The organism is Mesorhizobium sp. M7A.F.Ca.MR.176.00.0.0 (genome assembly GCF_004023165.1).
Classification (GTDB): Bacteria; Pseudomonadota; Alphaproteobacteria; order Rhizobiales; family Rhizobiaceae; genus Mesorhizobium.
Map to the genome: position 1 here is coordinate 1 of NZ_RZTC01000115.1, position 10,528 is coordinate 10,528.

12 protein-coding genes are annotated in these 10,528 nt (G+C 63.8%); 6 read left to right on the forward strand and 6 right to left on the reverse strand.

From position 1 onward, the window contains the following. Positions 1-21: 21 nt before the first annotated feature. The gene (locus tag EOB59_RS28075) at positions 22-693 is read right to left on the reverse strand and encodes a ceramidase domain-containing protein (protein WP_128289721.1); all 672 of its coding nucleotides are present in this window, start codon (positions 691-693) and stop codon (positions 22-24) included. Between the two features lie 172 nt (positions 694-865). On the opposite strand from EOB59_RS28075, the gene EOB59_RS28080 reads away from it, so the two are divergent. Together EOB59_RS28080 and EOB59_RS28085 are read left to right on the forward strand one after the other, a co-directional pair. Continuing rightward, positions 866-1,666 carry a thioredoxin family protein gene (locus tag EOB59_RS28080; protein WP_128289722.1) on the forward strand — a complete coding sequence of 267 codons (801 nt, stop codon included), beginning with the start codon at positions 866-868 and terminating at the stop codon, positions 1,664-1,666. A 606-nt stretch (positions 1,667-2,272) separates the two neighbouring features. Beyond that, the gene (locus EOB59_RS28085) at positions 2,273-2,659 is read left to right on the forward strand and encodes a DUF2794 domain-containing protein (RefSeq protein WP_127269004.1); all 387 of its coding nucleotides are present in this window, start codon (positions 2,273-2,275) and stop codon (positions 2,657-2,659) included. 135 nt (positions 2,660-2,794) lie between these two features. Here the strand turns inward: EOB59_RS28085 and EOB59_RS28090 are convergent, their stop codons facing one another. From EOB59_RS28090 to EOB59_RS28105, 4 genes are all read right to left on the reverse strand, one after another. Continuing rightward, entirely contained in the window at positions 2,795-3,367 is a 573-nt protein-coding gene (locus EOB59_RS28090; protein WP_128289723.1) for a GNAT family N-acetyltransferase, read from the reverse strand. Positions 3,368-3,473: 106 nt separating this feature from the next. After that, positions 3,474-4,253: a Bax inhibitor-1/YccA family protein gene (locus tag EOB59_RS28095; RefSeq protein WP_127271172.1), complete on the reverse strand. Its 780-nt coding sequence runs from the start codon at positions 4,251-4,253 to the stop codon at positions 3,474-3,476. 228 nt (positions 4,254-4,481) lie between these two features. Further along, entirely contained in the window at positions 4,482-7,031 is a 2,550-nt protein-coding gene (locus EOB59_RS28100; RefSeq protein WP_128289724.1) for an ABC transporter permease, read from the reverse strand. Then, complete coding sequence (locus EOB59_RS28105; RefSeq protein ID WP_128289725.1) at positions 7,031-7,726, reverse strand: ABC transporter ATP-binding protein; 696 nt, start codon at positions 7,724-7,726, stop codon at positions 7,031-7,033. The genes EOB59_RS28100 and EOB59_RS28105 overlap by 1 nt, the downstream gene beginning before the upstream one ends. 85 nt (positions 7,727-7,811) lie before the next feature. Between EOB59_RS28105 and EOB59_RS28110 the strand changes: the two genes are divergently transcribed. Both EOB59_RS28110 and thpR read left to right on the forward strand, forming a co-directional pair. Then, on the forward strand, positions 7,812-8,456 hold the full coding sequence (locus EOB59_RS28110; protein WP_127268358.1) for an arylesterase: 645 nt from the start codon (positions 7,812-7,814) through the stop codon (positions 8,454-8,456). Positions 8,457-8,580: 124 nt separating this feature from the next. Beyond that, entirely contained in the window at positions 8,581-9,177 is a 597-nt protein-coding gene (gene thpR / locus EOB59_RS28115; RefSeq protein ID WP_127329347.1) for an RNA 2',3'-cyclic phosphodiesterase, read from the forward strand. On the opposite strand, the gene EOB59_RS28120 is transcribed toward thpR, so the two are convergent. Continuing rightward, entirely contained in the window at positions 9,081-9,599 is a 519-nt protein-coding gene (locus EOB59_RS28120) for a low molecular weight protein-tyrosine-phosphatase (RefSeq protein ID WP_127396627.1), read from the reverse strand. The two genes, thpR and EOB59_RS28120, sit on opposite strands and share 97 nt — an antisense overlap. A gap of 50 nt (positions 9,600-9,649) precedes the next feature. Here EOB59_RS28120 and EOB59_RS28125 point away from each other — a divergent pair, with 50 nt between their 5' ends. Continuing rightward, entirely contained in the window at positions 9,650-9,946 is a 297-nt protein-coding gene (locus EOB59_RS28125) for a 4a-hydroxytetrahydrobiopterin dehydratase (protein WP_127396626.1), read from the forward strand. 123 nt (positions 9,947-10,069) lie between these two features. Further along, a complete protein-coding gene (locus EOB59_RS28130) occupies positions 10,070-10,432 on the forward strand; it encodes a YkvA family protein (RefSeq protein ID WP_128289726.1) in 363 nt (120 codons plus the stop codon). The last annotated feature ends 96 nt before the right edge of the window (positions 10,433-10,528 follow it).

Here is a 10,528-nt window from a genome sequence, read left to right on the forward strand (position 1 = left end):
CTGCCCTACTGCCCTACTGCCCTACTGCCCTACCCGTGGCTTCCCAAACCGCGCCGCTGCCGCCAAAAGCACGCCGAGCATCACGCCGTTGAGGATGTGCCAGAGGAAGTGCGTTCCGAGCGGAAAGCTGCCGCAGATCACCGGGTCGATCATCCGGCAGATGACGGACACGACGAAGATCGCCGATCCCGCCAGATTATACCAGCCGGCGCGATTGCCGCTCACCGTCACCCAGACACCGAAGAAGGCGAGCGCCAGGAACGGCGGCAGATAGCCCGTCGTGCCGTTCGACGCCTGGCGCAGCCAGTCCGGCACGGCCAGGGTTATCGCCCCGGCAATCACATAGAAGGCGATGAAGATGGCGATGGCTTTGCCCCATCGCATGCCGAGGAAGCGACGCAGATTGAACAGCGTGTAGGCCAGCGTGAAGCCGGCGATCGGCAGCACGTCGGCCCAGACCGTGCCCTTGGTGGCAAAGGTGTGGAAGATCGTCGAGCCGATGCCGATCGCCACCACCCACCAGGCCAGCACCTCGGCGAAGGCGCCGGTGCCCAGCCTTCGCACCTCGCGCACGCCCCACAGGCCGGCGGCGATGAAGGCGAGGTTGGTCAGGGCGTTGACTGGCTCGGACCAGAATTCCGGGCCGGTCCGCTCGCAATAGAGGTCGACCGGCGCCAAAAACGTTTGCCACATCGTGATTGTCGCCCGAATCGGTTTCTATCCTGAAGCGCAGATCCTTCCTATTGCGGGGTTGCGGTCGGCTGCAATGGCAAAATTTCACCGCAACGTGACTTCCCGTTGACTTCCGCTTCTGCCACATATTTTAGCAATCAAGATAAAGCCGGCACCACCGGCGGGAATCGGAATGGCCATGGCCTCGCGAAAATCATTGTGGCTGGCAGCTCTTGCGCTGGCCTTCTCGGCGTCTGCCGGCGCCGGGCATGCCGGCGAATCTGATCGCGCCCATGCCGACCGGGTCCAGATCGACAGGCCCCAGATCGACAGGCCATTGGGCGTGGTCGAACTGTTCACCAGCCAAGGCTGCAGTTCCTGCCCGCCGGCCGATACGCTGTTCTCCGAACTTGCCGCCAAGGAAGATATCGTCGCGCTCGCCTATCACGTCGACTATTGGGACTATCTCGGCTGGCAGGATACAATGGGCCGCAAGGAGAACACCGAGCGGCAATACGACTACATGCGCGCCTTCGGCAGCCGCTCCGTCTATACGCCGCAGGCCGTTATCAATGGCCGTGTCCACGTCAACGGTGCCAGCCGCGGCGAGGTCGATGGCGCGCTCGCCCGCATGGCCAAGAGCGGCGAAGGCATGCGCGTCGCCGTCAAGGTCAGCCGCACCAGCGACCGTGTGACGATCGACGCTGGCGATGCCGGCAACGGCCCCAGCGACGCCCATGTCGTCATCGTCTATTTCGACCCGCCGCAGACGGTCAAGGTCGGCGAGGGCGAGAACACCGGCCGCAAGATGACCTACTGGAACGCCGTCACCGGGATACAGACCGCCGGCATGTGGCATGGCAAGGCACAACGCTACGAACTGCCGATGAGCGAGATTGCCAAAAAGGGCGGCTGCGCCGTGCTGCTGCAGTCGGTCGGCAAGGACGGCATGCCCGGTCCCATTCTCGGCGCCGCGTTCATCCACAAGCCTTAAGGCCTTCTTTCCTTCTCCCCTTGTGGGGCGAGCAGCCGGTTCGTCGAAGGCGAATTCATCGTGCCGGTGGCACGATGAAGGCCGGCGAACGCCGGGACGCTGCGAAGCAGCGCGGACCCGGCAGGGTGGATCGACTAACCACGCCCGGCCCTTCGCAGGCTCAGGGCGTTCGAAGCTCGAAAAGCCAAGCAATTGGCTTTTCGTTCGCTGCGCGAACCGCTTCTCACCCAATAAAAAACCGACGTCAGCTTGCTTCTGACGTCGGTCATTTAGGTTTTGGGATCGTCGCACCCGGTTCTTCCGAAGAAGAACCGAGGTTGGTTCGATCCGACGCAGACCCGTGGGCGGGGGGCTTGGGGTTTACGAGCCGGTGCCGGACCGAACCGTCTCAGGCAACACCGGTAAATTCGTCGGACATTGGGGCATGAGCGCGGATAAAAAAAGGCAGAAATGTGGCGGAACATCACCAATTCCAACACGGCGTTTCATAAAAGTGACTGGACGTAACGGAAACAGCGCGGCGCGGGGCTCGGTTCGCTGGGCTTGCAATTCAGTCGCGAACACGCCAACTTTGGTTGGCAAAGATTCATTTTGAAGGATCGAGGCATGACCGATGACAGCGGCGGGACGGGGGATGGGGATGCATCCGCGATATTGATCCCGCTGCACGAGGCGCGACGCGAACGTCTCGATCAGCCGGTGCGGTTCGACCGCCGCGAGCTGGACCAGATCCTCAGGCTCTACGGACGCATGGTCGCCGCCAATGAATGGCGCGACTACGCCATCGATCATCTTGCCGATCGCGCTGTGTTTTCCGTATTCCGCCGCACCAGCGAAGTGCCGCTGTTCCAGATCGTCAAGGATCCGAAACTGGCCCGCAAGCAGGGCGCTTTTGCCGTTATCGCCGCCGGCGGCCGCATCCTGAAGCGCGGCCAGGAACTCGGCCGCGTGCTTGGTGTGTTCGACAGCAAGCTGAAGCTGGTCGAAGCCTGAGCTGGGGAATTAGAGCAGGGGAATTGAAGAACTGGAGAATTGATGAAAAGGGCACTCGACGCCTGATGTAATCGCCTTCCTCTTCAGTTCTTCAGTTCTTCAGTTCTTCAATTCCCCAATTCTTCAGTTCCTTCTTCAATCCCCTCCAAGGCGAAACTTCCGCTCCGGCAGCGATTCGGGATCGGGCGGCAGCGTCGCACCGCCATTCAGCGACAGCTGCATGAACACCGTGTCCAGCCAGCGCCCATGCTTGTAGCCGGAACCATCAAGGCGCCCTGAATGGCGAAAGCCGAGCTTTTCGTGCAACCGCACCGAGGCGCTGTCGGGACGGCCATCGCCGATCACCGCGATGATCTGGCGAAAGCCCGCCGTCGTCACTGCCTCGATCAGGCTTTGCATCAGCTTGAGCCCGACGCCCTGGCCCTTGGCCTCGGGCGCGACATAGACCGAATCCTCGACGATGAAGCGATAGGCCGGGCGTGGCCGGAAGGCGCCGGCATAGGCGTAGCCGAGAACGGCGCCGTCCTTCTCCGCCACCAGGTAAGGAAAGCCGCCGGCCGTCAGGCTGTCGAATCGAACACCCATCTCCGCACGGCTCGGCGGCTCCAGCTCATAGCTCGCCGTGCCTTGGGTCACCGCATCGGCATAGATGTCCGTGACGCTGTCGAGGTCGGCCACCGTGGCAGGCCGGATCGCAATATTGCTCATTGTTTATGCATGCCGTTTCTCTGCTCGCAATAACAGCAAAGGCCAAGACAAAAGAAAAGGGCGGCCGTTGGGCCGCCCTTCCGGAAGTTGATGGTCCAATGCCGCTTTAGCGGCGGTCGCCCATGAACTGCAGCAGGAACATGAACAGGTTGATGAAGTCGAGATAGAGCGTCAGAGCGCCCATGATCGCCTTGCGGCCGGCGACGTCGGAAGTGTCGCCCTCGAAATACATCTCCTTGATCTTCTGCGTGTCATAGGCGGTCAGGCCCGCGAAGACCAGCACGCCGATCGCCGACACAGCAAAGGACAGCGCCGACGACTGCAGGAAGATATTGATCACCGACGCGATGATGATGCCGAACACGCCCATGATCAGGAACGAGCCCATCGCCGTCAGGTCGCGCTTGGTGGTGTAGCCGAACAGCGACAGCGCACCGAAGGCGGCGGCCGTGGCGAAGAAGGTCTGTGAGATGCTGGCCGTGGTGTAGACCAGGAAGATCGAAGACAGCGACAGGCCGACGAGACCAGCATAGACCCAGAACGTCGTCTGCGCCGCCGAAACGCTCATCGACTGAACGCGGAACGACAGGAACAGCACGGCAGCCAGCGGCGCCAGCATCACCACCCAGCGCAGCGGCGAGCCGAAGATCGCGTAGCCGAAGGAGGTCAGCATCTCGCCGCTTGGCAGCGTCGCGACAGCCGAAGCCGGATCGGTGGTGGTGGCCAGCATGATCGTGCCGATCGCGGCAAGACCAGTGATGAGGAGGCCAAGCCCCATCAGATTGTAGACCCTGATCATATAGGCGCGCAGGCCCTGATCGATGTCGGCACCGACGCTGACGCCGGGCACGGCGCGCGTCTGGTAGTTGCGAATGGGATCAGCCATTGTAGTCCTCTATTGCTTCTGCCCCGTCGGGTGTCAGGTCCTTCCGGACCCAGGCGCCGCTGGCAGGGCTCCAGCATGCCTGTGGCGAAATATGATGGTTATTCGCGTCAAGAACAAGTCCGTAACCGGATGTAACGGTTCGTGAGAGGGCGAAGTGCCGATTCCTCGGCTTTTCGGAGGGCTTTCTTACCAAGATTTAATCCAGCATGCCCATTTCCGGGCCTGTCGTCACAAATTGCGCAGCACCGGCGCTGCCTTGTGGCCGAGCACCCGCCAGGTGCCGGCAAGACCAATGCCGACCGTGATCACCAGCGAAAACAGAATGGTCGCCACTGCCACCTCGGGCATGAAATGCGACGGCAATGTCATGATGCGCGCGACGACGAACCAGGCCGCCGCACTGCCCGCCGCCAGCGCGAAGATGGCGGTGGCCAGTCCGATCAGCATGTATTCGAGCGAGAAGGCCGATATCAGCGTCGTGCGTGTCGCCCCCAGCGTCTTCAGCACCACCGCATCATGGATGCGCGCCCGGTTGCCGGCGGCGAGCGCACCGGCCAGCACCAGCACCGAAGCGATCAGCGCCACGCCGGCCGCGGCCCGGATCGCCGAGCCGAGCTGTCCGACCAGCCGGTTGACGACATCGAGCGCGTCCCTGACCCGCACCGTCGTCACCGCCGGGAAGGCGCGGGTGACGGCGTTGAGGATGCGGGCGTCGTCGGCCGTCGAGGTACTCTTTTCGGTCAGCGTCGCCATCCAGCCATGCGGGGCGCCCGCGAATGTGTTGGGCGAGAACACCATGACGAAATTGATGCCCATCGTCTCCCACTCGACCTGGCGGAAATTGGCGATCCTGGCGGTGACATTGCGTCCGAGCACGTTGACGGCGATGGTATCGCCGAGCTTCAGCCCGATCTCCTTGCCTTCTTGCGCCGAAAACGAAACCAGCGGCTCGCCGCTGTAATCTTCGGGCCACCAACTGCCCTCGGTCAACGTCGCGTTCTGCGGCTGCCTGGTGTCATAGGTCAGGCCGCGGTCGCCCCTCAGCACCCAGGCGCCTTCCGCCGGCACCTTCACCTTGTCGACATCGATACCGTTCAGCGCCATCACCCGGCCGCGCAGCATCGGCACCTTGGCCAGTACGCCCTGCGGCGCCTCCTTGCCGATCAGCGCCGAGAAAGACGCGACATCGGCGCTCTGGATGTCGACGAAGAAGAAGTTCGGCGCCCGTTCCGGCAGGCTGCCGGAGATCTGCCGCCTGAGATTGCCGTCGATTAGCGCCAGCGTCACCAGCAGCGTCAGGCCGAGCCCCAAGGACAGCACCACCGATGGCGTCAGCGCGCCTGGCCGATGGATGTTGCCGATAGCGAGCCTGAGCGCCACGAAGCGCACGCGCGGGCTCTTCCTGGCCGCCCATTGCACCAGTGCGCCGACCACGCGCAGCACTAGGAAGGCGAAGACGGTAGCGCCGACAAAGATCGAGGCGATGCGCTGGTCGCCGGAAAACAGAATGGCCAGCGCCGCCAGCAACAGCGCGATGCCTATGGCCGCCGCGACATAGGCGGGGCGCGGCAAGCCGCGGCCTTCCAGCCCCATCTCGCGAAACAGCGCGGCTGCCGGCACATCGCGGGCGCGGCCGAGCGGCAGCAGCGCGAAAGCCAACGTCACCAGCAGGCCGAACAGCGCCGCCATGCCGAGCGCGCCGGGATAGAAGCCGCCTGCGGCCGGCACCGGAATGACGGATTGCAAGGCCGCACTCGCTGCGAACGGCATCAGCGCGCCGAGCACAAGGCCCAGCACGATACCCAATGCGGCAATGATCAGGATCTGCACCAGATAGACGGCAAAGACGAAGCCGCCCGAAGCGCCCAGGCTCTTGAAGGTGGCGATCACGCCGCGCTTGCCGTCGAGATAGGCGCGCACCGCATTGGCGACGCCCACACCGCCGACCACCAGCGCCGTCAGCCCGACCAGGGTCAGGAACTGAGAGAAACGTTCAATGTTGGACGACAGCGCGGGCGCCGCGTTGCTGCGTGTGCGGATCGACCAGCCTGCTTCGGGGAAATCCGTGGCCGCCTGGTCCTGGATGCCCTTCAGTCGCGCCTCGTCGGCGTCTGCCGGTAGGCGGATCTTGTAGGCATTCTCGACCAGGCTGCCCGGCTGGATCAGTCCAGTGGCCGCCAGCCCGTCCGTCGAGATCATCAGCCTTGGCGCGAAGCCGAAACCGTCGGACACGGCGTCCGGTTCGGCGACCAGCCTGGCGCGCAGTTCGAAAGTGGCGGTACCAAGCTTCAGCCGGTCGCCGATCTTGACGTGCAGCCGCTCGAACAGAAGGTCGGGTGCCGCCGCACCGAAGACGCCGAACTCTTCGCCGAACAGTTCCTGTTTCGAGAGTGCCGGCTCGGTCTCCAGCGTGCCATAGAGAGGATAGGCATGGTCGACCGCCTTGGCCTCGACCAGCGCCTGGTCGGATCCGTCGGCCAGACGCGCCATCGAACGCATGCTGGCGGTCCGGGAAACTGTGCCGAGCCCGTCAAGGAAGCTGCGCTCCGCCTGGCTGGCGTCACGCTGGTTGATCTCGAAGCGAAGGTCGCCGCCCAGCAGCGTCTGGCCCTGATTGGCGACACCGGCGGTGATCGAACGCGCCACCGAGTTGACGCCGCCGATGGCCGCGACGCCGAGCGCGATGCAGGCGAGAAAGATCAGGAAGCCGGACAGGCCGCCGCGCATCTCGCGCAACGAGAAGCGGACCGCGAGCCTCAACGTCCGGGACAGCGGCATCAGGCCGTCACCTTGACAGGCGCCGGCGCCTCGATCCGGCCCGAGCGCATCGATACCTGGCGCGAACAGCGTGCCGCGAGCGCCGGATCATGGGTCACCAGCACCAGCGTCATGCCGCGCCCGGCCGCTTTGGCAAACAGGAGGTCGGCGACCTGCCGCCCGGTCGCCTGGTCGAGATTGCCGGTCGGCTCGTCGGCGATCAAGATGCGCGGCGATGGCGCCAATGCGCGGGCGATCGCCACGCGCTGCTGCTCGCCGCCCGACAATTCGCCGGGATAGTGGGTGACGCGGTCGCTGAGGCCAACCGCCGCCAGCTCGCGCGCCGCCACCGAAAACGGATCGGCATGGCCGGCCAGTTCCAGCGGCACCGCGACATTTTCGAGCGCCGTCATGTTGGGAATGAGATGAAAGGACTGGAACACGATGCCAATGTTTCGGCCTCGAAACGAAGCAATCTGGTCCTCGCTTTTGCCGTTGAGCAACTCACCAGCGATTCGGACCGTACCCGAATCGACCCTTTCCAGGCCTGCCAGGACCATCAGCAATGTCGACTTGCCGGAACCCGAAGGCCCGACGATGCCGGTCGCCTCGCCGGTCGCCACATCAAGGCTGACACCCTTCAGCACATGGACCGATGAAGCGCCCTCGCCAAGGGTCAGGAATACATCTTTCAGCGCGACGACGGCTTCTGTCAAAATGAAATCGTCCTATAATCTGGGAAGGCTCTGCTTGCCGGAAGCCATCGACTGAAGAATTCCTAGCTCATATGGGGCCTGCCGCATGTCTTTCAAACGCAGTATTGCCGCAGGCCTCATGGTTTTCCTCGCCATTTGCGGCGCCATGCCGTCAGCGCGTGCCGAGCCGTTCAAAATCGTCGGCTTCGGCGACAGCCTGACGGCGGGCTATGGCCTTGGGCCTGACCAGGGCTTTACCGACAGGCTGCAGGCCGCCCTTCGCGCCAAAGGCCATGATGTGAGCGTCGCCAATGCCGGCGTTTCCGGCGACACGACGAGCGGTGGCCTGGCGCGGCTCGACTGGTCGGTGCCCGACGGCACGCAACTGGTCATCCTCGAACTCGGCGCCAACGACATGCTGCGCGGCGTTTCGCCCGACATCACCAGGAAGAACCTCGACGAGATGCTGAGCAAGCTGAAGCAGCGCAAGATTGCCGTGCTTCTGGCCGGCATGCGTGCCGCACCCAATCTCGGCCCCGACTACCAGAATGCGTTCGACGCCATTTTTCCGGACCTGGCGAAGAAATACGACGTCGTGCTCTACCCGTTCTTTCTCGACGGCGTCGCCGGCCAGCCCGGCATGCAACTCGAGGACGGCCTGCATCCGAGCGTTGAAGGCGTCGACCAGATAGTCGAACGCATCCTGCCGACGGTCGAGAAGGTGATCGCGGCAGTGCCGGGCGATTCCTAGCGGATTGGAACTGTTTCCGCGCAGGGGGCTTTTAACAGGGACTGTGGCCAACAAACCTCTTGCTCCGTTTGACTATCGATGATTCGCTGGGGTGACAGTTCGATTCGAGGAAGGGAGGCTCTTCATGCCGCGTCTTTTCACCGCCCTCGAAATTCCGCGTGACGCTGCCCTTTCGCTGTCCCTGCTGCGGGGCGGCTTGCCGGGAGCCCGCTGGATCGATGTCGAAAACTACCATCTGACGCTGCGCTTCATCGGCGATGTCCCCGGCCATGTCGCCGACGAGATCGCCAACGCGCTCGACCGCGTCCACCGCCCTTCCTTCTCGCTGGCGCTGTCCGGCGTCGGCGCTTTCGGCCAGAAGAAGCCACATGCGGTGTGGGCAGGCGCTTCCGCCTCGCCCGGTCTGGCTGCCCTTCAGGGCGAGATCGACCGCATCTGCCAGCGGCTCGGCATCCCGGCCGATCCCCGCAAGTTCATGCCGCATGTGACGCTGGCGCGCTTACGCAATTCGACTCCGCTGGACGTCGCCCAATATTTGTCGGCGCGCGGCAATTTCTCGACGCTGCCGTTCCGCATCGGCCGTTTCGTGCTGATGTCGTCGCGCGATTCGGTCGGCGGCGGACCTTACATCGTCGAGGAAGCCTGGCCGCTGTCAGGCACGGACGCCCGCGCCTCCAGCCTTGTCACCAGCGCCTCCGACGCCTCGCGGATCATGCGATAGGCGGAAGCGAAGGCTTCTGCCTCGTCATGATAAGGATCCGGCACGTCGCGTGCCTTTCCCTGCGCGAACTCCAGGAACAGATGGATGCGGTCCTGCACGGCCGCCGGCGCCAGCGCCTTCAGGTCGGCGACATTCGACCGGTCCATGCCGAGGATCAGGTCGAAACGGTGGAGGTCCTGCGGCGTGACCTTGCGCGCCCTTTGCCCGGAAATGTCGACGCCGTGCCGCACCGCGATCGCGATCGCGCGTCGATCGGGGGCAGAGCCGGCCTCCCAGTCACTGGTTCCCGCTGAATCGAGCAGGATATCCCGGGCCGACCCGCGCTCGGCCCAAACCGCGCGGAAGACACCTTCCGCCAGCGGCGACCGGCAGATATTGCCGAGGCAGACGAAGAGAATGGAGTTTATGGGCTTCGCGCTCATCGATCCGTCGCTATGGTGAGGGTCGTTTTCGAATAGCACAGGATATGGACATGGCGAGAGAGAAACTGGGCAGGCAAGCCGCTGAAGCCGCATTGACCGGTCTTGACGGCTGGGCGCTGGCGGAAGACGGCGCTTCCATCAGGCGCACATTCACCTTCGCGAATTTCTCCGAGGCTTTCGCCTTCATGACCCGCGTCGCGCTTGCCGCCGAGACGATGGACCATCATCCCGACTGGTCGAATGTCTACAAGACCGTCGATGTGACGCTGAACACTCACGACGCCGGCGGCGTCACCGCGCTCGATATCGATCTCGCCAAGAAAATGAACCGTTTTGCCGGCGCCTGAGGCCTGGTATCGCCTCGGCAGGCTCAAATCGGCGCCGGCATCTTGTAGCGGGGGTCGGGTTTCACCACATTTTCCCCCGCGGGCATGCGCCGGTTGCGCATGGGCGCTCGCAAGGAGACACTGATGGCGCAACGATCCGGTTTTGATTTCTTCGGCTTTGGCGGCAAGCTGGCAAACGAGAGCGAAGTGCGCGAGAAATTCTGGCGCACAGCCAAGAAGGCCGCGCGGCAGATCCCCTACATGGAAGAGGTCGTGGCCGCCTACTACTGCGCCATGGACAAGAACACCCCGCTGCGCGCCAAAGGCATTCTGCTCGCGGCGCTCGGTTATTTCGTGCTGCCGGTGGATGTCATCCCCGACTTCGTCTTCGGGCTTGGCTTCACCGACGACATCGCCGTGCTCACCGCCGCGATCACCGCCGTCAGCGCGCACATCACCACTGCGCACCGGCAAGCCGCCAGGGACGCCATGGCCGACAAGGGCTGAACTCACGCACGGAGCGCCGTTGAAGCCGGCTTTCTGCGGCAGCGTAAAAAGTCAAACTCTTGCCGCTTTCGTGGCCTCCAAGTCGCCAAAGGGATG

Excerpts from the sequence above, each read along its gene's own strand:
- EOB59_RS28075 (WP_128289721.1), bottom strand. The coding sequence starts at position 693 with ATGTGGCAAACGTTTTTGGCGCCGGTCGACCTCTATTGCGAGCGGACC.
- EOB59_RS28080 (WP_128289722.1), top strand. The coding sequence starts at position 866 with ATGGCCATGGCCTCGCGAAAATCATTGTGGCTGGCAGCTCTTGCGCTG.
- EOB59_RS28085 (WP_127269004.1), top strand. The coding sequence starts at position 2,273 with ATGACCGATGACAGCGGCGGGACGGGGGATGGGGATGCATCCGCGATA.
- EOB59_RS28090 (WP_128289723.1), bottom strand. The coding sequence starts at position 3,367 with ATGAGCAATATTGCGATCCGGCCTGCCACGGTGGCCGACCTCGACAGC.
- EOB59_RS28095 (WP_127271172.1), bottom strand. The coding sequence starts at position 4,253 with ATGGCTGATCCCATTCGCAACTACCAGACGCGCGCCGTGCCCGGCGTC.
- EOB59_RS28100 (WP_128289724.1), bottom strand. The coding sequence starts at position 7,031 with ATGCCGCTGTCCCGGACGTTGAGGCTCGCGGTCCGCTTCTCGTTGCGC.
- EOB59_RS28110 (WP_127268358.1), top strand. The coding sequence starts at position 7,812 with ATGTCTTTCAAACGCAGTATTGCCGCAGGCCTCATGGTTTTCCTCGCC.
- thpR (WP_127329347.1), top strand. The coding sequence starts at position 8,581 with ATGCCGCGTCTTTTCACCGCCCTCGAAATTCCGCGTGACGCTGCCCTT.
- EOB59_RS28120 (WP_127396627.1), bottom strand. The coding sequence starts at position 9,599 with ATGAGCGCGAAGCCCATAAACTCCATTCTCTTCGTCTGCCTCGGCAAT.
- EOB59_RS28125 (WP_127396626.1), top strand. The coding sequence starts at position 9,650 with ATGGCGAGAGAGAAACTGGGCAGGCAAGCCGCTGAAGCCGCATTGACC.
- EOB59_RS28130 (WP_128289726.1), top strand. The coding sequence starts at position 10,070 with ATGGCGCAACGATCCGGTTTTGATTTCTTCGGCTTTGGCGGCAAGCTG.